This window comes from Microbacterium proteolyticum, from assembly GCF_030818075.1.
GTDB classification, from domain to species: Bacteria; Actinomycetota; Actinomycetes; order Actinomycetales; family Microbacteriaceae; genus Microbacterium; species Microbacterium proteolyticum_A.
In genome coordinates, this window is the sequence record NZ_JAUSZZ010000001.1 from 1,543,060 (window position 1) to 1,567,011 (window position 23,952).

Annotated in this window: 24 protein-coding genes; 15 read left to right on the top strand and 9 right to left on the bottom strand. The window is 71.5% G+C overall.

All coding sequences use genetic code 11. From position 1 onward, the window contains the following. Positions 1 to 16: 16 nt before the first annotated feature. The gene (locus QE392_RS07080; protein WP_307450031.1) at positions 17 to 616 is read left to right on the top strand and encodes an NADPH-dependent F420 reductase; all 600 of its coding nucleotides are present in this window, start codon (positions 17 to 19) and stop codon (positions 614 to 616) included. Between the two features lie 77 nt (positions 617 to 693). On the opposite strand, the gene QE392_RS07085 is transcribed toward QE392_RS07080, so the two are convergent. Next, positions 694 to 1,464: a siderophore-interacting protein gene (locus QE392_RS07085; RefSeq protein ID WP_307454057.1), complete on the bottom strand. Its 771-nt coding sequence runs from the start codon at positions 1,462 to 1,464 to the stop codon at positions 694 to 696. A gap of 87 nt (positions 1,465 to 1,551) precedes the next feature. On the opposite strand from QE392_RS07085, the gene QE392_RS07090 reads away from it, so the two are divergent. The 4 genes from QE392_RS07090 (at position 1,552) to QE392_RS07105 (ending at position 5,347) form a co-directional block, all read left to right on the top strand. After that, complete coding sequence (locus QE392_RS07090) at positions 1,552 to 2,520, top strand: siderophore ABC transporter substrate-binding protein (protein ID WP_307450033.1); 969 nt, start codon at positions 1,552 to 1,554, stop codon at positions 2,518 to 2,520. Positions 2,521 to 2,629: 109 nt separating this feature from the next. Further along, positions 2,630 to 3,589: an ABC transporter permease gene (locus tag QE392_RS07095; protein ID WP_307450038.1), complete on the top strand. Its 960-nt coding sequence runs from the start codon at positions 2,630 to 2,632 to the stop codon at positions 3,587 to 3,589. Further along, positions 3,582 to 4,592, top strand: coding sequence for an iron chelate uptake ABC transporter family permease subunit (locus QE392_RS07100; RefSeq protein WP_307450040.1), 1,011 nt, complete (start codon positions 3,582 to 3,584; stop codon positions 4,590 to 4,592). Before QE392_RS07095 ends, QE392_RS07100 begins: the two co-directional genes overlap by 8 nt. Further along, on the top strand, positions 4,589 to 5,347 hold the full coding sequence (locus QE392_RS07105) for an iron ABC transporter ATP-binding protein (RefSeq protein ID WP_307450043.1): 759 nt from the start codon (positions 4,589 to 4,591) through the stop codon (positions 5,345 to 5,347). Before QE392_RS07100 ends, QE392_RS07105 begins: the two co-directional genes overlap by 4 nt. A 36-nt stretch (positions 5,348 to 5,383) precedes the next feature. Here the strand turns inward: QE392_RS07105 and QE392_RS07110 are convergent, their stop codons facing one another. The 3 genes from QE392_RS07110 to QE392_RS07120 all read right to left on the bottom strand — a co-directional run bounded on the left by QE392_RS07110 (position 5,384) and on the right by QE392_RS07120 (position 7,606). Beyond that, on the bottom strand, positions 5,384 to 5,605 hold the full coding sequence (locus tag QE392_RS07110; RefSeq protein ID WP_307450045.1) for a hypothetical protein: 222 nt from the start codon (positions 5,603 to 5,605) through the stop codon (positions 5,384 to 5,386). A 35-nt stretch (positions 5,606 to 5,640) separates the two neighbouring features. Beyond that, entirely contained in the window at positions 5,641 to 6,630 is a 990-nt protein-coding gene (locus QE392_RS07115; protein WP_307450048.1) for a DNA-3-methyladenine glycosylase family protein, read from the bottom strand. A gap of 169 nt (positions 6,631 to 6,799) precedes the next feature. Continuing rightward, positions 6,800 to 7,606, bottom strand: coding sequence for a winged helix-turn-helix domain-containing protein (locus QE392_RS07120; protein WP_307450053.1), 807 nt, complete (start codon positions 7,604 to 7,606; stop codon positions 6,800 to 6,802). A 436-nt stretch (positions 7,607 to 8,042) separates the two neighbouring features. Here QE392_RS07120 and QE392_RS07125 point away from each other — a divergent pair, with 436 nt between their 5' ends. The 8 genes from QE392_RS07125 to QE392_RS07160 all read left to right on the top strand — a co-directional run bounded on the left by QE392_RS07125 (position 8,043) and on the right by QE392_RS07160 (position 15,162). Further along, positions 8,043 to 8,342 carry a GNAT family N-acetyltransferase gene (locus QE392_RS07125; RefSeq protein ID WP_307450058.1) on the top strand — a complete coding sequence of 100 codons (300 nt, stop codon included), beginning with the start codon at positions 8,043 to 8,045 and terminating at the stop codon, positions 8,340 to 8,342. A gap of 91 nt (positions 8,343 to 8,433) precedes the next feature. Continuing rightward, positions 8,434 to 8,643, top strand: coding sequence for a hypothetical protein (locus QE392_RS07130; RefSeq protein WP_307450061.1), 210 nt, complete (start codon positions 8,434 to 8,436; stop codon positions 8,641 to 8,643). A 1-nt stretch (position 8,644) separates the two neighbouring features. Beyond that, entirely contained in the window at positions 8,645 to 8,962 is a 318-nt protein-coding gene (locus tag QE392_RS07135) for a hypothetical protein (RefSeq protein ID WP_307450064.1), read from the top strand. A 125-nt stretch (positions 8,963 to 9,087) separates the two neighbouring features. Next, a complete protein-coding gene (locus QE392_RS07140; RefSeq protein ID WP_307450067.1) occupies positions 9,088 to 10,242 on the top strand; it encodes an exonuclease SbcCD subunit D in 1,155 nt (384 codons plus the stop codon). Continuing rightward, positions 10,239 to 11,540 carry an AAA family ATPase gene (locus QE392_RS07145; protein ID WP_307450070.1) on the top strand — a complete coding sequence of 434 codons (1,302 nt, stop codon included), beginning with the start codon at positions 10,239 to 10,241 and terminating at the stop codon, positions 11,538 to 11,540. Before QE392_RS07140 ends, QE392_RS07145 begins: the two co-directional genes overlap by 4 nt. Then, positions 11,461 to 13,257, top strand: a complete 1,797-nt coding sequence (locus QE392_RS07150) for an SMC family ATPase (protein ID WP_307450073.1) — start codon at positions 11,461 to 11,463, stop codon at positions 13,255 to 13,257. The genes QE392_RS07145 and QE392_RS07150 overlap by 80 nt, the downstream gene beginning before the upstream one ends. 33 nt (positions 13,258 to 13,290) lie before the next feature. Next, entirely contained in the window at positions 13,291 to 13,473 is a 183-nt protein-coding gene (locus QE392_RS07155) for a hypothetical protein (RefSeq protein WP_307450076.1), read from the top strand. A 186-nt stretch (positions 13,474 to 13,659) separates the two neighbouring features. Then, on the top strand, positions 13,660 to 15,162 hold the full coding sequence (locus QE392_RS07160; protein WP_307450079.1) for an MFS transporter: 1,503 nt from the start codon (positions 13,660 to 13,662) through the stop codon (positions 15,160 to 15,162). 108 nt (positions 15,163 to 15,270) lie between these two features. On the opposite strand, the gene QE392_RS07165 is transcribed toward QE392_RS07160, so the two are convergent. The 4 genes from QE392_RS07165 to QE392_RS07180 all read right to left on the bottom strand — a co-directional run bounded on the left by QE392_RS07165 (position 15,271) and on the right by QE392_RS07180 (position 17,262). Next, the gene (locus QE392_RS07165) at positions 15,271 to 15,828 is read right to left on the bottom strand and encodes a phosphorylase family protein (RefSeq protein ID WP_307450082.1); all 558 of its coding nucleotides are present in this window, start codon (positions 15,826 to 15,828) and stop codon (positions 15,271 to 15,273) included. A gap of 89 nt (positions 15,829 to 15,917) precedes the next feature. Next, positions 15,918 to 16,862: an aldo/keto reductase gene (locus tag QE392_RS07170; RefSeq protein ID WP_307450085.1), complete on the bottom strand. Its 945-nt coding sequence runs from the start codon at positions 16,860 to 16,862 to the stop codon at positions 15,918 to 15,920. A gap of 74 nt (positions 16,863 to 16,936) precedes the next feature. After that, entirely contained in the window at positions 16,937 to 17,071 is a 135-nt protein-coding gene (locus QE392_RS07175; RefSeq protein WP_307450089.1) for a hypothetical protein, read from the bottom strand. Next, positions 17,068 to 17,262, bottom strand: coding sequence for a hypothetical protein (locus QE392_RS07180; RefSeq protein ID WP_307450092.1), 195 nt, complete (start codon positions 17,260 to 17,262; stop codon positions 17,068 to 17,070). Before QE392_RS07180 ends, QE392_RS07175 begins: the two co-directional genes overlap by 4 nt. A 99-nt stretch (positions 17,263 to 17,361) precedes the next feature. Here QE392_RS07180 and QE392_RS07185 point away from each other — a divergent pair, with 99 nt between their 5' ends. Then, on the top strand, positions 17,362 to 17,859 hold the full coding sequence (locus QE392_RS07185; RefSeq protein ID WP_307450095.1) for a DUF427 domain-containing protein: 498 nt from the start codon (positions 17,362 to 17,364) through the stop codon (positions 17,857 to 17,859). Positions 17,860 to 17,921: 62 nt separating this feature from the next. Here QE392_RS07185 and QE392_RS07190 read toward each other — a convergent pair whose 3' ends face one another. Then, a complete protein-coding gene (locus QE392_RS07190; protein ID WP_307450098.1) occupies positions 17,922 to 19,979 on the bottom strand; it encodes an NAD(+) synthase in 2,058 nt (685 codons plus the stop codon). A 107-nt stretch (positions 19,980 to 20,086) separates the two neighbouring features. Between QE392_RS07190 and QE392_RS07195 the strand changes: the two genes are divergently transcribed. Next, positions 20,087 to 23,830 carry a TM0106 family RecB-like putative nuclease gene (locus QE392_RS07195; protein ID WP_307450101.1) on the top strand — a complete coding sequence of 1,248 codons (3,744 nt, stop codon included), beginning with the start codon at positions 20,087 to 20,089 and terminating at the stop codon, positions 23,828 to 23,830. The last annotated feature ends 122 nt before the right edge of the window (positions 23,831 to 23,952 follow it).

The following is a 23,952-nucleotide window of genomic DNA, read 5'->3' on the forward strand; positions in this document are numbered from 1 at the left end:
CGCGAGATGGCACAACATGAGAATCGGCATTCTGGGCACGGGGCGGATGGGGCAGGCGCTGGCCGAACTGCTCCGCGGTGCCGGTCACGACCTCGTGATCGGGTCGCGGACGCCGGGTGAGGCTTCGTTCCCCACCGTCACGCTGGGGGAGGCGCTCACCCACGGGGAGGTCGTCCTCATCGCCCTGCCGCACGCCGCGATCGAAGCGAACCTCGCCCTGCTTTCGACGATCGCGCCGGAGACCGTCGTGATCGATCTCGCGAACGCGGTGCTGGTCGAAAACGGTCGGATCCGCTCAGCCCTGGAGCAACCGCACGGACGGTGGCTGGCTGACCTCCTCGCGCATGCACGAGTGGCCCGCGCCTTCACGCATATCCACGACGAGCTACTCGTCAGTCGAGCGATGCGCCAGCCCCACACGTGGGCGATCGCGGTGGCTGCCGACGATGTCGCGGTCCTGACCATCGCCGAGACGCTGGTCCGGGATGCAGGGTACGTGCCCGTGCCGATCGGCGATCTGAACCGCTCGTCGGTTCTCGACCCGGGAGGTCCGCTGTTTCCCAACATGTACCTGCCCGGCGACATGCGGGATCTGCTTCGCCGCCACGGCGCCTGAGGTGGGCGTCGCACGGCGAAGCCCGTGTGGAGCCTCGGCTCGAGTGGTCCGCGTGGTGATCGCAGGCCCTGACGACGCTAGTGCGGCGCGTGGTACTCCGCGGTGCCTCGCTTCCAGTAACCCTTGACCACGGTTGCGGCGGGGTCGCCCGCCCAGCGATCGAGCAACAGCGCGCGCCCGGCGCGGACGATCGACTGCTCGGCGGCGACGAAGCCGAAGACGCAGCCGAACGGCCGCTCCTCCACGTCGAGCGCGTCGAGCCAGTCGGCGAGTTCCTCGCCCGCGGGGCGCTCGCCGCGGTGCAGCTGCACCACCTCGACGCCCGGGGGCGCGGCGACGGGCAGGTCGTGCGCGGCATCCGGCACTTCGATCGCGATGCGCCCGACGGCGTCGTCGTCCATGGCCGCCGCGAACCGGCGGATCGCCGGGACCGCCGTCTCGTCGCCGGCCAGCAGCCAGGCGTCGGGTCGACCGACCAGCACCATCGACCCGCGCGGTCCGCCGACCCCGACCGGTGCGCCCAGGGGAGCGGATGCCGCCCACTGGCTGCCGACACCGCCACCGTGCAGCGCCACGTCGATGTCGAGCCAGCCCGCCTCGGCATCCCAACTCACCGGGGTGTACTCGCGATTGGGGGCCTCTCGGATCTCACCACCGGGCTGGGCGGGAAAGAACACGCGGATGTGGTCGTCGGCGCCGGGGGAGTCGAAGCCCTGCAGCTCGGGACCCTCGAGGCGGAGGCGAACGTACGACGGGGTCACCCAGGTGCGCTGGCTGAGAGTCGCCGCGCGGAACAGGAGCTCGTGGCGGCGGGGTTCGAGGCGGGCTCCGAGGGTCGGGTTCGACATCTTCACAAAGGTAAGGCTAACCTAACGGTTCGCCCCCCGCACGAAGTGTCCGCCGGGTGGCTCACACACAGCACTGGAGAGATTCGCATGAGTACTCGCTTGTTCCGCCCCCTCGCCGTCGCCTCCTTGGTGGCCGCCCTCGCCCTCACCGGATGCGCCGGGAACACCGCCGCGCCCGCCGGCGAGGCCGCCGCGGCGACCACCGTCACCGTCGAAGACAACCACGGCTCGATCGAAGTGCCCGTCAACCCGGAGCGTGTCGTCGCCCTCGACAACACGACCTTCGAGACGCTCAGCGAGTGGGGCGTGAAGCTCGTCGCCGCCCCCAAGCCGCTCATGTACGACCTCTGGCCTTCGCTCTCGGGTGGTGACGAGGTGCTCGACGTGGGCCTTCACCGCGAGCCCGACATCGAGGCCGTCGTCGCGGCCGAGCCCGACCTCATCGTCGGCGGGTACCGTTTCCGCGAGATCTACGACCAGCTGAAGGAGATCCAGCCGGCCACGATCGAGACCAGCCCCCGTGAGGGCGAGGACCACACGTCGGAGCTCAAGCGGCAGACGACGATCCTCGGCCAGGTGTTCGGCAAGAACGACGAGGCCGCGCAGCTCACGGCCGACCTCGACACCGCGATCGCCGACGCGAAGGCGGCCTACGACCCGTCGCAGACGGTGATGGGCCTCATCACCTCGGGCGGGAAGATCGCCTACGCCGCTCCCGGCGAGGGCCGCGGTGTCGGCGTGCTGTTCCCGACGCTGGGGCTCACCCCCGCGCTCGATCGCTCAGCCGAAGACGCCTCGCACGGCGACGACATCAGCGTCGAGGCGATCGCCGCGGCGAATCCCGAGTGGCTCTTCGTGCTCGACCGCGACGCGATGTTCGGCGAAGACGGCTACGTCTCGGCGAAGGAGCTCGTCGAGAACGCCGAGGCGCTGAAGAACGTCCCCGCCGTGCAGAAGGGCCAGATCGTCTACCTCGACGGCAGCTTCTACCTCGATGAGGGCATCCAGGCGTACACGAAGCTGTACCGCTCCGCCGCCGAGGCCTTCGCCTCCTGACCCCGCCTCCGCCGCGCGCGTGAGGGGTCAGAAACTGTCGCCTGGGCCCGCCCCAGGCGACAGAAAGTGACCCCTCACGCGTGAGCACGGCGGGGAGGGAGGGGATGCCATGAGACAGACCATCATGCGACCTCGGCTCGCGCTGCCCGCCGCGGGTGTCGGCGTCGCCGCGCTCGTCGTCCTGTCGCTGTTCGTCGGGGCCTACGACCTGACCGCCGACGACTTCGGCGGCGAGATGTTCTTCATCTCGCGCGTACCGCGCACCGTCGCCCTCGTGCTCGCCGGCTGCGCGATGGCCGTGTCGGGCCTCATCATGCAGCTGCTCACCCAGAACCGCTTCGTCGAGCCGTCCACCACCGGAACCACGGAGTGGGCCGCGCTGGGACTGCTCGTCACGGTGCTGCTGTTCCCGACCGCGCCGCTGATCGTGCGCATGGTCGCGGCGTCGGTCGCCGCCTTCGTCGGGACGATGGTGTTCATCGCCATCCTGCGCCGCATCTCGCTGCGCTCGTCGCTGGTCGTGCCCTTGATCGGCATCATGCTGGGCGCGGTCGTCTCGGCGTTCACGACCTATCTCGCCGTCTCGACCAACTCGCTGCAGATGCTCGGCACGTGGTTCATGGGCAGCTTCACCTCGATCGTGCGCGGACGCTACGAGGTGCTGTGGATCGTCGCGATCGTCGTGCTGCTCGTCTTCCTCTACGCCGACCGCATCACCGTCGCCGGCCTCGGCCGCGACATCGCCACCTCGGTGGGCCTCGATCACACGCGCGTGATGCTCATCGGCACGGGCCTGGTCGCCGTCGCGACCGGGGTGACCACCGTCGTCGTCGGGTTCCTGCCCTTCCTCGGACTGGTCGTGCCGAACCTCGTGTCGATGTGGCGCGGCGACAACGCCCGCGCGAACCTGCCCTGGGTGTGCCTCGGGGGAGTCGCGATCGTCGTCGTCTGCGACATCGTCGGGCGCGTGATCCGGATGCCGTTCGAGGTCCCCGTCTCGATGATCCTCGGCGTCGTCGGCGCCGCCGTGTTCATCACCCTGCTGCTGAGGATGCGTGCCCGTGGCTGACACCCTGACCCGCCGTGCCCCGGCCCTTGCCGTCCGTCGTCCGCGGATCGCCTGGCGCTTCGGCATCCTGGCCCTCATCGTGGTGGTCGCGGCCGTCGGCGTGCTGACCTGGGACGTCCCGGGGGTGCCGGGGTCGCGCGGCTTCTGGATCGCGGTGAATCTGCGCGTGGTGAGTCTGGCGACGATCGCCCTCGTCGCCTGCTGCCAGGCGGTGGCGACGGTGCTGTTCCACACCGCCACCGCGAACCGCATCCTGACCCCCTCGATCATGGGGTTCGACGCGCTGTACGTCGTGATGCAGACGGCGCTGGTGTTCTTCTTCGGCGCCGCGGCGCTGTCGGCCACCGACGGCCTGCTCAAGGTCGTCGTGCAGAGCGTGCTGATGGTCGGCTTCGCCACGTTGCTCTACGGCTGGCTGTTCGCCGGCCGCCGCGGCAACCTGCACATCATGCTGCTGGTGGGGGTCGTGCTGGGTGTGGGCTTCGGTTCGCTCTCCACCGTCATGCAGCGCCTGCTCACGCCCAGCGACTTCGACATCTTCTCGGCCCGCCTGTTCGGCAACCTCTCGAACTCGGATGCCGAGTACCTCCCGTGGGGAGCGCTCGTCGTGGCCGTGGTGCTCGCTCTCGTCTGGCGCTCGAGGCATCGACTCGACGTGCTCGCGCTCGGCCGCGAGGCATCCATCAACCTCGGTCTGGCCTACCGGCGCGAGGTGATCGGGATGCTGGTGCTCGTCGCCGTGCTCATCTCGGTGTCGACGACGATGGTGGGCCCGATGACGTTCTTCGGGTTCATCGTCGCGACCCTGGCGTATCAGCTCGCCGGCTCGTCGCAGCACCGCGTGGTGCTGCCGTTCGCCGTGCTACTGGGCATGGCCACGCTGCTGGGCGGGTACTTCGTGCTGCGCCACATCTTCTACGCCGCCGGGATGCTCTCGATCATCATCGAGTTCGTCGGCGGCGTCTTCTTCCTCGTGTACCTGCTCCGAAAGGGGAGCCTGTGATCTCGCTCACCGACGTCACCATGACCTACGGCGACCTCACCGTGCTCGGGCCTGTGACCCTCGACATCCCCGCCGGCGGCGTCACCGCGCTCGTCGGGTCCAACGGTGCGGGCAAGTCGACGCTGCTGACCATCGTGGGACGCCTGACCACCGCGACGAGCGGGCGGGTCACCGTCGCCGGGAACGACGTGACCACCACTCCCGGGCGGGCGCTCGCGAAGATCGTGTCGATCCTGCGCCAGGAGAACCACTACGTCACCCGCCTGACGGTGCGCGAGCTCGTCGGCTTCGGGCGTTTCCCGCACTCGCAGGGGCGTCTCACCGCCGAGGATCACGCGAAGATCGACGAGGCCATCGCCTTCCTGGATCTCACCGAGCTGTCGGGGCGCTACCTCGACCAGCTCTCGGGCGGGCAGCGCCAGCGCGCATATGTCGCCATGGTGCTCGCGCAGGACACCGATTACATCCTGCTCGACGAGCCGCTGAACAACCTCGACATGAAGCACGCCGTCGCCATGATGGGCCAGCTCCGCCGCGCGGCCGATGAGCTCGGCAAGACCATCGTCATCGTCGTGCACGACATCAATTTCGCGGCGGCGTACGCCGATCGCATCGTCGCGCTGGCAGACGGCCGGGTGGTGCACGCCGGTGCGCCCGCCGATCTGATGACGTCGGAGACGCTGGAGGAGGTCTTCGGAACGCCCGTCGACGTGCGACACGACGGGCCGTATCCCCTTGCGGTCTACTACCGGTGACGGCGTCGGAGATCGCTGCCGGCGCGACGGCCCGTGTTAGAGCTGGATGCCGTTGTCCTCGTCGTTCACACCGACGTTGCGGCCGCGGCTGGACTCGTACGCGATGAGCCAGCCCACCGACACGGCCGCGGCGATGACGACGCCGAGCCACACGTTCTGCCAGACCAGTCCGAACACGATGCCGAGCCCGAGCAGCACCACGCTGCCCAGGACCCAGGAGGTGCGTCCGCGCGGCCAGCCGGTTCCCGTCTGCGTCATGCGCTCAGCCTACGGGCGCGTCCCCCCGGTCCGGCTCAGCGGTCGCGGTGGTCTTCGGGGTGCAGGCGCGGGCCGCGCCGCGGCTCCAGTCCCGCCCCCGCGTAGATCAGGCGGATGACACGCTGACGGTGCCCCGCGAAGGGTTCGAGCAGCTCGAGCATTCCGTCGTCATCGGTGCGATGACCCGTGAGCGCGAATCCCACCTGGTGGGCGAGGTGATAGTCGCCGGTGCTCACGGCATCCGGGTCTCCGAACGCGCGGATGCGCGTCTCGGCGCTCGTCCAGATTCCCACGCCGCGCAGACTGATGAAGACGCGGTCGCGAGCCTCGCCGTCCGTCGCCGCCTCGGCCGCGCGGACCACTGATGGTCCTCGGCGCGCGGTCTCGACGATCGTGCGGGACTGCGGCGGTTCGAGGCCGGCGCGGTGCCACGCCCACGACGGAACGTGCCGCCACCCCTCGATGTCGGGCGGGGCGAACATCGGCCGGGGCGTCGGCCCCGGCGCGCGCTCGCCGTACCAGGTGACGATGCTGCGCCAGGCCGAGAAAGCCTGCATGCTCGTGACCTTCTGCTCCATGATGGCGCTGACCAGGGCGTCGAACACCAGGTCGGTGCGCCCGATCCGCAGGTCGGGATGCCGGCGGTGCCACTCGGCGACCGACGGATGCCGCGACGCGTCGAAGCCGTCCGGATCATCGTCGGCGCCGCACAGAGCGGGCAGCTGATCGAGTGCCCAGGCCGCGCCCGCGCCCCACGCCGCGGCACGGACGCCACCCCCGGCCCGCTGGCGCAGGGCCAGGGTGGCCAGCCCGAGCGGTGTACGGCTGACGCGCCAGACCACTCCGCCCGCGCTCAGGGGCGCGTCGGAGGAATACGTGGGGTCGTTGCGACCGTGACGCTGAGCCGCGACTGCCCGGCCGATGTCGACCGGCTGCACCGGACGGTACTCCCGCTCGATCGGTCTTTCTGCCGGGACCGGCAGCTCGCGCGTCTGCTGACGTGCGCGCACCCCGGTCGGTCTCATGCCGACACCCTACGTCGAGCCGCCGACATCGCGTCATCCGCGCGGAATCTCGGCCTCCTGGACCGGTCTGGACGAATGACCCGGCCGCCGGACGCAGTGGTGGCCTCCGCACCGCGCGTGAGCCGACGGCTCGCGCGGGTGACGAGAACGGCGGCGCCGCCGACCGGCCTCAGAACCGGTCGGGCGACGGCGTGCCGTGACCGTAGCGGATCGAGACGTCGGCATGGCGGTCGAAGCGGTAGCCGACGCCGCGCACGGTGCGCACGATGTCCTCGTAGGCGCCGAGCTTCGCGCGCAGCCGCCGGACGTGCACGTCGATCGTGCGCTCACCCGGTGCGTCGTCGTCGGTGGAGCCCTCCCACAGGGATGCCACCAGCTCGGTCCGTTCGATGGTGCGGCCTTCGCGCAGCACGAGGTACTGCAGCAGCTCGAACTCCTTGAAGGTGAAGGCCGCGGACTCGCCGTCGATGAGCACGCGCTTGCGCGAGATGTCGACGACGACACCGCCCGCCGCGCGGTCCTCCTCGGCCGGCTCCTCCTTCGTGCGGGCGACCGCGGAGGGCTCGTGCAGAGCGAGGCGGACCACGTCGACGTCGCGACCGCCCGCGCCGGCCGGGGCCAGGGCGACGGTGGCGTAGGTCTCGGCGGCCGGGGCCAGTTCGCCGAGCGTGCGTCGGAGAGCCTCGACCAGGGTGCCCAGGCTGACTCCGGCGGCGGCGGCCTTGGCCTCGTCGATTCCGACGTACAGAGCGAACCCGCGCGGGGCCGTCGAGGCGGCAGGACGCGCAGCCGCTGCCGCTCCGGATGGGGCGGGGGTGGCCGGGGAGGGGGACGGTGCCGCAGCGGGCGTGGGGCGAGCGGCGGAGGCGGCCGGTGCCGGGGCGACCGACGAGCGAGCGGCGGGGGAAGCCGTGGTCGTGACGGTACGAGGGGCGGAAGCGGTCACGGGACGATCGAGAACGACGGAAAGCGACATGAGGAGAAATCCTTGGGTGTGTGAACCCGGGCGTCATCATGAGCGGGGTTCGACGGGAGGTGAGGGGCCGAAGGGCCGGAGTGCGGAGCCGGAGAACGCGTGATCGACGCGGGTGCCGGGCAGCCGGGGGACGTCTCGGCATACAGAAGCACGAGGATCGTCCGAACGAGGGTCGCGGTTAGCGGCACATTCGACAACACATGACGGCGCGGCCGGGCATCATCATGCCGGCAGTCCTGTTCGCCTCCCGGGCGGACAGAGAACGCGCGAAGTCAGTCATGGCGGCATTATTACCCACGGAGTCCGTTGAGGTCAAATCATGACGAGCGGTCCGTCGCGATGCAGTCTGCGCGGCGGGCGAGGGTGAAGCTGCGGGGCGACCGTGCATTCTGCGTCATCCAGCCGTCGATCACGGTGAGCGGCGTAGCCTCTCGGCATGTCCGATCTGCTCTTCGCCGACGACAAGTCGGCATCCCGATTCACCCTCCACCGCGGTGACGACCTCGTCTCCGTCCTCGACTACCGCGATGACGGGCGCACCATCGCCCTGACCCGGGCGTTCACCATCCCCACGTACCGCGGACACGGGTATGCCGCGGTCATCACCGAGCGCGCCGTCGACGCGATCGAGGCGGCGGGCGATCGCGAGATCCTCCCCGTCTGCTGGTACGTGGGGGAGTGGTTCGACGCCCGCCCCGAGCGCGCGGGTCTGCTCCACCGCCGCCCCGCGTCCTGACGGCCGGGTGGGGCAGTCCCCCGGGCGGTCGTCAACCCCTGCTCGCGGCCCAGGCCGACGCGCCAGGCTGGACATCTCGAAAGGGGGAGTCATGAACGACGACCGCGACCTGCCCGAAGGCGTCATCGACGCCGATCCGCCCGGCAGCTGGGAGAGCGGTGCCGTCTCCGACGGCGAGACCGCCGAGCAGAACGAGCACGCCAAGGGCTCGCCACGTCTGAACGACGCCGAGCCCTCGGATCCCATCGAAGGCGATGCCGCAAGCCAGGGCATCGACCCCGACCTGAGCACGGAGGACTGACATGTCGGATGCAACCCGGGCCCCCGAGCCCAGCACCGGTCCCGACGGGGGCGCCGGCGCGGCCGATTCGGTCGGCGGCGCGGTGCACCGTGACGGCAAGCCGTCGCAGCCGGGCGAGCAGTCGGCCCCCGCGATGGACACCCACCCCACCGACGACGAGGCCCGCATCCAGGGTGTCGTCGTCCAGACGCGCGCCGACGTGGGCGACAAGAGCGAGGAACGCATCGCGGACGTCCTCCGTCAGCGGTTCGACGACATCGGGCTCGACCTCGGTGACGACCGTATACGCGCGCTCGCGGCCGAGGTCGCGGCCGGCTGAGAACGACCACCGAGTGCCCCGCCCGCCCCGTGCGGAGCGGGGCATTCCGCCGTCCGCCGCCGTGCGACGGATCATCCGTGCGTTTGCTGCGGGCCGATGTCGGAGGTGCGACGTACCGTAACTGCATGCGCATCCTGCACACCTCCGACTGGCACATCGGGCGCTCGTTCCACGGGCATTCCACTCTCGACGCCCTCTCCGGCGTGCTCGGCGCCCTCGTCGCCCAGGTGCGCGACAACGGGGTCGATCTGGTCGTCGTCGCGGGTGACGTCTTCGACTCCGCTGCACCGTCGGCGGCGTGCTATCCCGTGCTGTCCCGCACTCTCGCCGACCTCGCCGACGCCGGTGCCCGGGTGGTCGTCACCAGCGGCAACCACGACTCCGCGGCCCGCCTCGGCTTCCAGTCGGCCCTGCTCCGCGACGACATCACGGTTCTGACCGACCCCGCGGGGGTGGGCACTCCGGTCACCGTCGACGACGAACACGGGCCCGTGCATGTCTACGGCATCCCGTACCTGGAGCCGGCCATCGTGCGGCACCAGTGGCCGGGCGTCGAACTGCGCAGTCAGGCGCAGACGATGGCCCATGCGCTCGATCTCGTGCGTGATGACCTCGCGGAGCGGGGAGGACGCTCCCTCGTGGTCGCGCACTGCTTCGCCGCCGGCGTCGAGTCGACTCCGGGCGTCGAGCGCGAGATCCGGCAAGGGGGTCTCGACGTGGTGCCGCTGTCGGCCTTCGACGGTCCCGATTACGTGGCGCTCGGGCACATCCACGGTCGCCAGCAGCTCTCGGAGCGCGTGCGGTACGCGGGGGCCCCCGTGCATTACAGCTTCGGCGAGGCGGGCAAGCCGCGCGGCTCCTGGCTCGTCGACCTCGACGCCGAGGGGCTGTCGTCGGTGACGTGGCTCGACCTGCCCGTGCCGCGTCCTCTGGCGACGCTGCGAGGCCGTCTCGACGAACTGCTCACCGATGAACGCTTCGACGGGCACCGACAGCATTGGGTTCGCGCGGAGTACACCGATCCGACACCGCAGCCCGACCCGATGCGGCGGCTCCAGGAGCGCTTCCCCTGGTGCGCGACGGTCGCGCACCAGCCCGCCGGCGCGCGGCTCGACGACGGCGAGGGCTACGCACGGCGCGTGCGCGCGGCGCGCGACGACGCGGAGATCATCGACGCGTTCCTCACCCACGTGCGCGAGGGCGAGGGCGCCTCCCCGGCGGAGCGCGATCTCATTCGCGAGATCCTCGACGAGCGCACCGTCGCAGAGGCCCGCGCATGAAGCTGCACCGTCTCGAACTCGAGGGCTTCGGCCCGTTCCTCGGCACGCAGGAGGTCGACTTCGACGCCTTCGCGGACGACGGTATCTTCCTCATCACCGGCCGCACCGGGGCGGGCAAGTCCAGCGTGCTCGACGGTGTCTGCTACGCGCTCTTCGGAGGCGTCCCCCGATACGACGGCGCGGAGCGGCGGTTGCGCAGCGACCACTGCGGCCCCGACGACCCGACGCGCGTGACGCTGGAGTTCAGCGCCGAAGGCGACCGCTGGCGCGTCACCCGGTCGCCGGAGTTCGAGCGCCCCAAGCGTCGCGGCGGCGGCACGACCAGGGAACCGCATCGCGCGCTCCTCGAGGTCCTCGCCCCGGAGGGATGGACGGGCGTGGCGGCTCGCCCGGTCGATGTCGCGGCGCGCATCGACGAGATCATCGGTCTCACGCAGCAGCAGTTCCTGCAGGTGATCCTGCTGGCGCAGAACCGCTTCGCACGGTTCCTCCTCGCGAAGAACGACGAGCGGCTGACCCTGTTGCGCACGCTGTTCGGCACGCGCACCTTCGAGCAGTACGGCGCCGACCTCGACGAACGCCGCAAGCGTGCGCACGAGCGTCTCGTGGCCGAAGGCGTCGGGATCTCGACCCTGCTCGACGAGGCCGAGCGTCTCGTCGCCGAGGTCGACGAAGAGGGGGGTCGCGACGTCGCCGAGGCGGCAGACGGGGCCGGAGGTGCGCCGGGCACGACGGAGCGTCTCGCGCGCGTCGTGCGGGCGGTGGAACGCGCCGACTACCGGGTCGACACCCTCGCCCGCGAGACCGGTGCGGCCGAGGCCCGTCTCGATGCCGCCCTCGCGGCGGAGCGCGACGCACGTGCGCTCGCCGAGCGCCAGCGCGACCGGCTGAGCGAGCGGGCCACGCTCGCGCGCCTCGAGAACCAGTCCGAGGCCATCGCGTCGATCCGTTGCGAGGCCGCGGCCGCGGCCGAGGCCGAAACGCTCCGCCCGGCGCTCGAGGCGTGCGACGCAGCTCGTCAGCTCCACGTCACCGCTGATCAGCGGCACGTCGATGCCGAGCGGCGAGTGCGCGACCGCGGCGAGGTCTGGGCCGATGCCGACCTCGCGTCGCGCGACGACACGCTTACCGCGCTCCTCGCTCGGGGCGAGGCCGCACTGCAGGCCGAGCGCACCCTCGCCGACCAGGTGCGCGACGTGGAGCGGGCGCGGGCGCGGGGTGAACGACCTCGAACAGGAGCGGCAGACGCTCGCCGACGGCCGAGCCGAGGTGCCGGAGATGTTGCGGGTCCTCGATGAGCGTCTCGGCGAGCTGTCCGGCGCCGACGCCCGGCGCGAGGCCGCGCTGAGGCTCCGCGAAGAGACCTCCCGTCGACTCGATGCGGCGCGAGAGGCGGCTCGACTGCTCGACCTGCGCGATCAGGCGGACCTCGCATCGCTGGTCCGCGCAGACGACCTCCAGCGGGCGATCGAGGCCTGGACGACGCTGCTGCGCCGGCGGCTCTCCGGGGCGGCGGTCGAACTCGCGCACGAGCTCGTGGACGGGGAGCCGTGCGCGGTGTGCGGATCACGCGAGCACCCGCAGCCGGCGCGCGGCGCCGAGGAACCCGTGAGCGACGCCGATCTCGCCGCGGCGGAGCAGCGCAAGAACGACGCCGTCGAGAGCGATCGCCTCGCCTCCGACGCCGCCCGGGTCGCCCGCGACGAGCACGCACTGGCCGCGGCCCTCGCGGGCGGTGAGGGAGTCGATCCGCTCGGAGCCCGACTCGCCGCTGCCGAGGAGACCCTCGCCGCCGCCGAGGCCGATCAGGCCGAGGCGGCGCGGATACGGACCGACCGGGAGCGTGCCGCCGATCTCGAGGCCACCCTCACGCGACGACTCGACGTGATCGCCGATGACCTGGCCGTGGAGCGCCAGGAGCTGGCGCTCGCGCACCAGCGAGCGGAGGCGGTCCGTGCGGAGGTCGACGCCGCCCGCGAGGGCTTCGACACGGTCGCGGCCCGCCAGGATGATCTGCGGGCTCGGCGTGACGCGGTGCGCGGTCTCATCGCCGCGCGAGCGGCTCTGACGAACGCTGCCGATGCGAGACGGAAGGCTGAGGCCGTCGTCGCCTCGCTCGTCGCCGAGAGCGGGTTCGACGACGTCACCGCCGTCACCGGTGCCCTGCGCACCGCCGCGGAACGCCGCCGGTTCGACACCACGGTGGCCGAGTACGACGCCGCGCTCGCCGCGACGCGTCAGCGTCTGCTGGAGCTCGAACTCGCCCTCGTCGACGCGGGGGACGACCTGATCGACCTCACCCCGTTCGCGGCGGAGGTGACGGCGGCCCGCGAGGCGGTGCAATCGAGCGCCGCCGCCCACGCCGCGGCGCGGTCGCTGGCCGACCGCCTGCGCTCGCTCGCCCAGCGAGCCGACGCCGGGCATGCCGCGATCGCGACGCTGGCCGATGAGCACGCGGTCGTGGCCCGGCTCGCCGACACGGTCGCCGGTCGCGCGCCGAACACGCGCCGGATGACGCTGGAGACCTTCGTGCTGGCAGCCGAGCTCGAAGAGATCGTGGCCCGGGCGAACCTGCGGCTGGAGCAGATGTCCGCTGGGCGCTACCGCCTGCAGCACACCGACGCGCTCGCGGCCCGCGGCGCCGCGAGCGGCCTGGGCCTCGAGATCATGGACGCCTTCACGGGCCAGTGCCGTCCGCCGCAGTCGTTGTCGGGCGGCGAGACCTTCCTCACGTCGCTGGCACTCGCCCTGGGGCTCGCCGAGGTCGTCACCGCCCGTGCCGGCGGGCTCCGACTCGACACCCTGTTCATCGACGAGGGATTCGGTTCCCTCGACGACGACACCCTCGACCTCGCCATGCGCACGCTCGATGAACTGCGCCAGGGGGGTCGAACGGTCGGCGTCATCAGCCACGTGGCGTCGATGCGGGACCAGCTCCCGGCGCAACTGCACGTCAGTGCCACTGCGCGCGGGCCGAGCGTCATCCGTCAAGACATCGCGTCCGCCGTCGCCTGACGGGTGGGGAGGAGCCGCGTCTAGGCTGGTCGCATGCGCAAGAGCACCCTGTGGACCATCGTCGGCGTCGTCGTGGCCGTCATCATCGCCTGGGTGCTGGTCAACCTGTTGTTCTCGCTCATCGCCTTCGCATTCCGCCTCGTCGCGGTGGCGGTCGTCGCGCTGATCGTGTTCGCCATCCTTCGAGCCGTCTTCGCGCGCCGCGAGCTCGACTGACCGGGTTTCGCATCCGGCGCGGGTGTCCTCCCGCGGAGCGCGTCCGTGCGGAGCCGGGCGTGTGGTCGCGGCCACCCGCGACCGTCGCGCGTGATCGGAGACCCCGAAGACGGCGCGCGTAACCGCGCACCCGCGCGGCGCAAGCCCGTGAGGTCATGTCGCCCGCCCGGAGTAGCGTCCAAGGCGATGCCTGATCAGCCCCCCACCGCGTCCGAGCCCGTTCCTCCCGTCACCCGCGACATCGCCCTGTCGCCGCGGCACCGCTGGAGGGCGTACTGGGTGGCGGTCGCGGTGGCGGCCTTGACCATCCTCGATCTGACGAAGGTGAACGTCGCGCTGCCGTCCATCGAGGCGGCGTTAAACGCGGGGCCGACGGAACTGCAGCTGGTGGTGTCCGGGTACATCCTCACGTTCGGCCTGGTCCTCGTCCCGGCCGGTCGCCTGGGTGATCTCCGTTCGCGCCGCGTGCTGTTCCTCGTGGGGCTGTCGCTGTTCCTCGTGACGAGCCTGGCCTGCGCTCTCGCCCCCGACACCACCGTGCTGCTGGTGGCCCGCCTCCTCCAGGGCGTCGCCGCCGGCATCCAGATGCCGCAGGTGCTGGGCCTCGTGCAGCAGCTGTTCCAAGGCAAGGAGCGCGGACGCGCGTTCGGCCTGTTCGGTGCGACCATCGGCATCGCGACCGCGTTCGGCCCGACCCTGGGCGGGCTGCTCATCGCGCTCGGCGGGTCGAGCGACGGGTGGCGCCTCATCTTCTGGATCAACATCCCGCTCGTCGCCGTCGTGATCGTGCTGGCCGCCTGGCTGCTGCCCGACACCCGCACACGGTCGCAGCGCCGTCTCGATCTCGACCCGGTGGGAGTCGCGCTCTTCGCCCTGACGATCCTCGCGCTGATGTGGCCGTTCCTGTTCACCACCGGCAGCCCCGACGACGACCCGAACCGCTGGTGGCTGCTGGTGGCATCCGTGATCTTCGCAGCGGCCTTCGTCTTCTGGGAGCGCCGCTACGCCGCTCGGGGACGCATGCCGCTCATGCCGTTCACCATCTTCTCCCTGCCGTCGTATCGCAACGGCGTGCTCATCTCCACCGCCTACTTCTCCGCCATTCCGGCGATGTTCCTCTTGGGCACGCTGTTCCTGCAGGGCGGGCTGGGGCTCGAACCGGTCTTCGCCGGCATGGTGACGATCGGCTTCGCGGTGGCGTCGGCGTGGAGCTCGTGGATCGGCGGCAACCTGGTGATGAAGCTGGGGCGTCCGCTGGTGGTGTGGGGCATCCTGGGCATGGTCGCCACGGCCGGGGCGCTCGTGCTCGTGGCGCTGTTCACCGCACCGGAATGGACCCCGTGGATGATGGCCGCCGTCATGGCGTTCGGAGGTTTCGCGGGCGGATTGGTCATCTCGCCGAACCAGACGCTGACGCTCGCCGACATCCCGGTGCGCAGCGGCGGAGTGGCCGGCTCGGTCGGACAACTCGGCCAGCGCATCGGCACCGCCGTCGGCACGGCGGTCGCGCTGGCGCTGTTCTACGCGACCGTCTACCGCGAGCAGGGAACGGTGGACGACACGGTCGTGCTGTACCACGATGCGTACGCGACGGGCATGATCGCCGTCGGCGTCTTCTTGAGTCTCGCCCTCCTCGCGGGGGTGGCAGACCTGGCGAAACGCGCGAAAGCCGGGTCGCAGACGCCCTGACCGGGAGACGGTTCGGGACTCCCTGGGAGCCCGACACGGGCACGGAGCGCCCATGGCGCACCGCTACCAAGGTGCCATCCCGGGTCGAGGTCGACCGGGGCCGCGGCGTCAGACCCCGTAACGGTTGCGGAACTCCGCGCGCAGCTGATGACTGCACCGTTCGACCACGACGTCCCAGAGCTCGGTGGCGCCGTCTTGAGCGCGGTCCGAGACGGCGCGGAGGATGCGGACCGGCACGCCGAACTGCTGCGCGACCCAGATGAGGGCGTACGACTCCATGTCGACCAGGCGCGCGCCGAGCCCGCGGATGAGGGCGACGGTGTCGGCATCGTCGACGAAGTGGTCGCCGGTGGCGATGATCAGGCCCTCGTGTCCGGTGTCCACGCGCGCCGGCAGGGAGACGTGCTCCCCGAACGTCCCGTCGAGCCCCTTCACGTCGTGCTGGATGGCGCCGGCGATGTCGTAGATCCCGCCCTCGACGGCGTCATCGATCGCCCCGGCGGTGCCCACGACGACGATCTCCTCGTACTCGCCGGCGCAGAGCGCGCGCGTCAGCGCGAAGGCGGCGGGGATCTTCCCGACCCCGGTGAGCACGCGCTCGAAACCGGGGATGTCTGCTTCGAAGGCGACGAGTTCGGACGCGTGGGCGGCGACGAGGAGCTTCACTCCTCCATTCTGGCCTGCCCGGCGCCCCGCCCCCTTCCTTCCGTACGGCGGCGGGGCCGCTCGAGCCCTCGAGCGGGGCTCGAGCCGGATCAGGCCTGCGCCGGCTGCGAAGCCTCCGAGAGCCGGGCGATGTCTTCCGGCGACAGCTCCAGCGACGCGCTGGCCAGCAGATCGGCCACCTGCTCGACGCGCGAGGCGCTCGCGATCGGCGCGGCGACCGTCGGCTGCGAGCGGAGCCACGCGAGCGCCGTCGTTGCGATCGAGACGCCGTGCGCGTCACCGACCTCTTCGAGGGCGTCGATGAGGGCCAGGCCCGCGGGGGTGGCGAGTTTCGCAGCGCCTTCGGCTCGCGGCGACCCGCTCGTGGCATCCGGCGAACGGTACTTCCCGGTCAAGAATCCGCTCGCGAGTGCGTAGTACGGCACGAGGGACATCTCGTACTCCTTCGCCACGGGCACGATGTCGCTCTCGACGTCGGTGCGGTGCACGAGGTTGTAGTGGGGCTGAACGGCCACAGGGAGGTCGGCGCCCGAGGCCTGCGCCAGGGAGATCCACTCCCGGATGCGCGCAGCGGAGTAGTTCGAGACGGCCACGTACCGCACGAGACCGTCGCGCACGAGGTCGGCGAAAGCGGCGACCGTCTCCTCCAGCGGAGTGTCCGCGTCGTCGAAGTGGGCGTAGTACAGATCGATGGCGTCGACGCCGAGGCGCTCGAGCGAGGCCTCCGCCGCCGCGCGGACGTTGGTCGCGCCGAGTCCGCGGAAGTCGGGGTGCTGGCTGACCTTCGTCGCCACCACGAGGTTCTCGGGCCGCCGCGAGGCGAGCCATTCGCCGATCAGCGTCTCGCTCTCTCCGCCCGCGTTGCCGGGCGCCCACGCGCTGTACACGTCGGCGGTGTCGATGAAGTCGCCGCCGCCGTCGCGAAAGGCGTCCAGCACCGCGAACGAGGTGTCGCGGTCCGCCGTCCAGCCGAAGACGTTCCCGCCGAGCGCGAGGGGGAAGACGTCGAGGTCGCTGCGTCCGATGCGCGTCATGATGTCCTTTCGGAAGGGGTCGAGGCCCCTGGGACAACCACTGTCGCCGGCGGACATTCCCGCGACGCGCCGGGTCAGCTCCCGCCGGAGAGGATGCCGACGAGTCCGCTGATGAGCAGCCAGAGCCCGATGCCCGCGCCGGCGATCCAGATGACGACCGTGCCGGGCGGGAACTTCTTCTTCCCGCCGTCGCCACCGGATGCACTCATGAGCGCACCATCATCACGATCGAGACGATCAACACGGCGAGACCTCCGACGACGGCGATGGCGCTGATGATGGGGCCCCCGCCGGCGAGGAACGCCGTCACGCCGAGCGCGAGGAACAGGGCGGCCACCACGATGCCGATGACCTGGTAAACCCGGTACCGTCGCCCCTCGGTCGTCTTGTGTTCGCTCACGCTGCCCCCTTCCGCCCCAGGCTATCGAAAACCCGCGGGGGCCCTGCGCGGTTCCCCACAGACGACCCGCGGCCTCCGCCTCGGGCGTAGCGTAGGCGCATGGCACGCCCGGTTCCCGATCCCGTCCGCCCCGGCCAGGAGTCCGTCTGGGATTATCCCCGTCCGCCACGGGTCGAGCGCGAGATGCGGCGTGTGCAGATCGACTTCGGCGGCACGCGCATCGTCGACACCGATGACGTCGTGCGGGTGCTCGAAACCAGCCATCCGCCTGTCTACTACCTCCCGATCGCCGCGTTCGGCGACGCGCTGTCGCGGGGACAGGGGGCGTCGTTCTGCGAGTTCAAGGGCGCCGCGCGCTACTTCGACGTGCAGGGCGGCGGGGGTGCGGTCGCCGAGCGCGCCGCCTGGAACTATCCGAACCCGATGCCCGGGTACGAGGTGCTGCACGACCGGGTGGCCGTCTACGCCGGACCGATGGATGCCGTGATCCTCGGCGGCGAGACCGTGCAGCCTCAACCCGGCGGCTTCTACGGCGGCTGGGTGACGAGCGACCTGGCGGGCCCCTTCAAGGGCGTTCCCGGCTCGATGGGGTGGTGACGAGCGACCTGGCGGGGCCCTTCGAGGGCGTTCCCGGCTCGATGGGGTGGTGAGGGAGCGGCTCAGTCCTCGAACGCCTCGGGGACGGCGGCGTGCAGGTCGGCGAGCCAGACCCGCGCGTTGCCGTCGGAGGGGGCGCGCCAGTCGCCTCGGGGCGAGAGCGAGCCGGCGGGCGACACCTTCGGGCCGTTGGGGATGGCGGTGCGCTTGAACTGCGCGAATCCGAAGAAGCGCTGCAGGAACACCTCGAGCCACTTCGCGACCGTCCGCAGGTCGTACGCCGGGCGTTCCCCCTCGGGATAGCCCGCAGGCCAGGTTCCGGCATCCGGATCCGACCAGGCGTGCGCGGCCAGGAACGCGATCTTGGAGGGTCGGAAGCCGAAGCGGAGCACGTGGTACAGCGTGAAGTCGTGCAGGTTGTAGGGGCCGATGCGGTCCTCGGTGGACTGCATGCGTCCGTCCTGACCCGCCGGGACGAGCTCGGGGCTGATCTCCGTGTCGAGCACCGCCTGCAGCACCTCGACGGTGTCGGCGCTGAGTTCGCCCGACGAGATCACCCAGCGGATGACGTGCTGGATGAGGGTCTTCGGGATGCCCGGATTGACGGAGTAGTGGCTCATCTGGTCGCCCACGCCGTACGTGGACCAGCCGAGCGCGATCTCCGACAGGTCGCCCGTGCCGACGACGATGCCGCCGTTCTGGTTGGCGAGGCGGAAGAGGTAGTCGGTGCGAAGGCCCGCCTGCACGTTCTCGAACGTGACGTCGTGCACCGGCTCGCCCGCGGCGAAGGGATGCCCCATGCGGGAGAGCATCTCGGATGCCGCCGGGCGGATGTCGATCTCCTCGATCGAGGCCCCGACGGCCGTCGCCAGGGCGATCGCGTTGCGCTTCGTCTTCTCGCTCGTGGCGAAGCCCGGAAGCGTGTAGGTCAGGATGTCGCTGCGGGGGCGCCCCATGCGGTCCATGGCCCGGGCGATCACGAGGAGCGCGTGGGTGGAGTCGAGACCGCCGCTGACGCCGAGGACGGGCCGCGGGTTTCCGATGGCCTGCAGCCGCTGCACGAGACCCGACACCTGGATGTTGAACGCCTCGTAGCAGTCCTGCGCGAGGCGGGCGGGGTCGTCGGGCACGAAGGGGAAGCGGTCCAGAGCCCGACGCAGACCGATGTCGGCCGCGGGAGGGGCCAGCTCGAACGACACCGTGCGGAAGGCGGGCGCCGTCGTCCGCCGGTTGTCGTCGAAGGTGCCCTGGCGGATGCGGTCCTGCCGGAGGCGGTCGAGGTCGACGTCGGCGACGCTGCGACGCGGGCCGTCGGGGAACCGCTCGGTCGTGGCGAGCAGCTGCCCGCCCTCGTAGATCATCGTCTGGCCGTCCCACGAGACGTCGTTCGTGGACTCGCCCTGACCGGCGGCGGCGTACACGTAGGCAGCGAGGCATCGCAGCGACTGCGACTGCGACAGCAGATTTCGGTCGTCGGCGCGCCCGATCGTGATGGGGCTTCCCGACAGATTGGCCAGCACGGTCGCGCCGGCCAGCGCGGCGCCGGAGGACGGCGGGATCGGCACCCAGACGTCTTCGCACACCTCGGCGTGCAGGGTCAGCCCGGGCACGTCGACGGCGTCGAACAGCAGATCCGGCCCGAAGGGCGCCGTCTCACCTGCGACGGCGATGACCTGGCCGGACTGATCGTCGCCGCGGGCGTACCAGCGGTGTTCGTAGAACTCGCGGTAGGTGGGGAGGTAGGCCTTCGGAGCCACACCGAGCACCCGACCGCGGTGGATGACGACCGCGCAGTTGAACAGACGGTTCCCGTGACGCAGCGGCGCTCCCACCAGCAGCACGGGGAGGAGGTCCGCGGATGCCGCGACCAGGCTCTCCAGCGCCGCCTCGACGGCATCCAGCAGCGGATCCTGCATCACCAGGTCGTCGATCGCGTAGCCGGTGAGGCAGAGCTCGGGGAACACCGCGACGGCGACGCCCTCCGCGTCGCACGCCCGCGCGGACTCGAGGACGGCGGCGGCGTTGGAGGCGGGGTCGGCGATGGCGACGGGGATCGTGCAGGCGGCCACACGCGCGAACCCGTGCCGATAGACGCTCTCGAACGGCAGGTCGGTGATCACCCTCCCAGTCTGGCAGGCGCCCGGCGGCACCTCGGCGGCCGGATCGCGCGAACGCACCCTGTGGACGCACACCGGGCGATGTCGGGGGTCGCGGTTAGCGTGGGGGTATGCGGTACATCGAGCACGACGCGCGAATCGTCTGGAGCGCCAGCGACCTGAAGGCCGCGGCCGAGTGCGAGTTCGCGTGGCTGCGCGCCATCGACGCCAAGCTGGGCCGCATCGCCGCCGTGGACGACCCCGAAGACGCCACCCTCGAACGCGCCGCCCGTCTGGGCACCGCCCACGAGGTGCGCGTGCTCGACGCGTACCGCGCGCGCTTCGGCGCGGCGGTGCGCGAGATCCCCGCGGCTCGCTCCTCCGACGCCGAGGCCCTCGCCGAGGCCGTGCACCTCACCGATCGCGCTCTCGCCGACCCGTCGGCCGAGGTCGTCTATCAGGCGGCGTTCGCCACCGACGAGTTCGTCGGCTTCGCCGACTTCCTGGTGCGCGAGCCCGAAGCGCGTGCCGACGGCTCGCGGCCGTGGGTCGTGCAAGACACGAAACTCGCGCGGCGGGCCCGCGTCACGGCCCTCATGCAGCTCGCCGCCTATGTCGACCAGCTCGATCGTCTGGGTGTGTCGCGCTCCGACGAGGTCCAGCTGCTCCTCGGCGACGGCTCCACGAGCACCCACCGCGTCGACGACCTGCTGCCCGTCTTCGGCCTGCGGCGCGAGCGTCTGCGCGCCCTGATCGCCGACCGCGGGGTCGGCCTGGGCGCCGCCGGAGCAGCGATCGACTGGGGCGACGCACGCGGCGATCTGGGAGTGGTCGCCTGCGGTCGATGCGCGACCTGCGAGCTCGAGGTCATCGCCCACCGCGATCTCCTGCTCGTCGCCGGCATGCGTCCGGTGCAGCGCGACCGGCTGCGAGCGGCGGGCATCTCGACGATCGACGCGCTCGCCGCGGCGGACGAGGCGCCCGCATCGATGAGCGCCGACACGTTCGCGTCGCTGCGGACGCAGGCGCGTATGCAGCTCCTGAGCCCCGCGGGCATCCCCTCCGACGACGCACCGGCGCACGCGGCACCCACGTTCGAGGTCGTGGCACCGAAGTCCCTCGGGGTGCTGCCGCGCCCCGACCACGGCGACCTGTTCTTCGATTTCGAGGGCGACCCCCTCTACACCGAGGGCGTCGGAGAGCACTGGGGCATCGACTACCTCTTCGGCTGGGTCGACTCCCGCGAGACCTACGGTGCGCTGTGGGCGCACTCGTTCGACGAAGAACGTGCCGCGCTGGAACGGTTCCTCGACATGGTGGCGTTGCGACGTCAGCAGTACCCGGGCATGCACATCTACCACTACGCCCCCTACGAGCCGACGCATCTGCTCACGATGGCGGCGCGCTACGGCGTGCGCGAGGCCGACGTCGACCGGCTGCTGCGCGACGGCGTCTTCGTCGACCTCTATCCGGTCGTGCGGCGTGCGCTGCGGGTGGGGTCGCGCTCCTACTCCATCAAGAAGCTCGAGCCGCTCTACATGGGCGACGAGGTGCGCACGAGCGACGTGCAGCGCGGTGACGACTCGATCGTGAAGTACGTCGAGGCGCGCACTCTCGCGGCCGACGGCGACACCGAGGCGGCGCAGGCCGTGCTCGCCGACCTGGCCGACTACAACCGGTACGACTGCGTCTCGACCCGCCGCCTCCGCGACTGGCTCGTCGACCGCGCGCGCGAGTCGGGCGCCGTGCCCGCCCGCGGCGCCGAGCCCGACGAGCAGGCGTACGAGCCCTCGCCGCGGGCGACCGCGCTGCAGCGCTGGGCCGCCGATGCCGCCGAGCCCGACGCGACGGCCCTGCGTCTCGCCGCCGCCGCGATCGACTACTACCCGCGCGAAGAGAAGAGCTACTGGGCGACGCACTTCCTCCGTCTGCGGGAGCCCGTGTCGGTGTGGGAGGAGACGCGCGACGTGGTCGTCGTCGACGCGGCGCGGTCGCGGGTCGTGACCGACTGGCACATCGCGGAGTCGGGTCGGGGTTCCGAGCGCCGCCTGGTCGAGTTGCGCGGCGAGCTCGCGCCCGGCACGCGACTGACTCCGGATGCCGAGCCCTTCGCGGTCTACGACCTCCCCGCTCCCTTCCCGCTCGACACCCGTCCCCGCTGGATTCACGGCGCGCGGCGCGTGAGCGTCCGCGAGGTGCTGGACGACGGCGCGATCGTCGAGGAGATCGCGGCCGACGGCGTGACCTGGGACGAACTGCCGCTGGCCCTCACGCCGCCGGCGCCGCCGCGCGCGGGCAATCAGCAGAAGGCCATCGACGCGTGGGCTGATTCCGTGTTGGCGGCCGCGCCGGCCATCCCGCAGGGACCCGCTGCCGACATCCTGCGCCGCGTGCCCCCGCGGACGCGCTCTGGGGCGCTCGTCCCCGTGTCCGCGGTCGTGGATGCCGGAGCGCACGCGGGGGCGCTCGTCCCCGTGTCCGCGGTCGTGGATGCCGGAGCGCACGCGGGAACGCTCGTCCCGGTGTCCGCGACCGGGGGTGCCGGTGTGCACGCGGAGACGTCCGTCGCCGTCTCCGCCCTCGTCGGCGCCGGTGCGCCGGTTCGCGCGGCGTCCGCTGCGTCGGCACCGGTCGCCTCCGCGGCCGACTCGGGTGTCGACGAGGTGACGGCGATCGCTCGGAGCGTCGCCGACCTCGACCACAGCTATCTCGCTGTCCAGGGCCCCCCGGGAACGGGCAAGACCTACGTCGGCTCGCACGTCATCGCCCGGTTGGTCGCCGAACGCGGCTACCGCATCGGGGTCGTCGCGCAGTCGCACGCGACGATCGAGCACATGCTCGATCAGGTCATCGCGGCGGGGGTCCCGGCATCCCGGGTCGGCAAGGCCCCGAAAGATCCGAGTGCACCCCACGCGTTCACCGTTCTGCCGAAGAACGGCGTCGCGGCGTTCACGGCCGAGAACGCCGCGCACGGATTCGTCCTGGGCGGCACGGCTTGGGACTTCAGCCACGAGGCCCGTGTCCCCCGGGGGAGCCTGGATCTGCTCGTCATCGACGAGGCCGGCCAGTTCTCTCTCGCCTCCACGATCGCGGTCTCGCTCGCGGCGCAGCGCCTGCTGCTGCTCGGCGACCCCCAGCAGTTGCCGCAGGTGAGCCAGGGCACGCACCCCGAGCCGGTCGACACGTCGGCGCTCGGGTGGATCATCGACGGCGCTGAGGTCATCCCGGCCGACCTCGGATACTTCCTGGCGCGCACGCGACGGATGCACCCCGCCGTCGCCGGTCCCGTGTCGGCCCTGTCGTATGAGGGGCGCTTGGCGGCCCACCCGTCGACCGCTCTGCGGCTCCTCGAGGGCGTGGAGCCCGGCGTGCACGTCGTACCGGTGCGCCACCACGGCAACTCCACCTGTTCCGTCGAGGAGGCGGCCGAGGTCGCGCGCTTGGTCGCCGGGCTCGTGGGTCGGGCATGGACCGGTGCCGAGGGCGGTGCGGGCGACAGCGCGACGATGCAGGAGCCCCGCGCACTCCGGCCGGACGACATCATCGTGATCACGCCGTACAACGCGCAGCAGGTGGCGGTGGAAGAAGCGCTCGCCGCCGCCGGTTTCGCCGATGTACCGGTCGGCACGGTCGACCGGTTCCAGGGCAAGGAGGCCGTGGTCGCCATCCTGACCCTCGCCGCCTCGTCGGGTCGTGACGCACCCCGGGGCCTGGAGTTCCTCCTCCTGCGCAACCGCATCAACGTCGCGATCTCGCGCGCCATGCAGGCGGCCTACGTCGTGTATTCGCCGGCGCTGCTCGACGATCTTCCGCGCACGCCGGAGGGAGTCGCGCGTCTCAGCGGGTTCGCCTGTCTGGTCGGCGCGGGCGGCTGACCGTCACACCCGGGCGCTTCCGTGACGCGGGGCACCGTCGAGTCGTGCCGGAAAGACGGCGTCGCCGGGGTCGGGCGTGATGCTGCTCTCCGGTCGTGCCGGAGAGGCGAGCGCGGACGTCG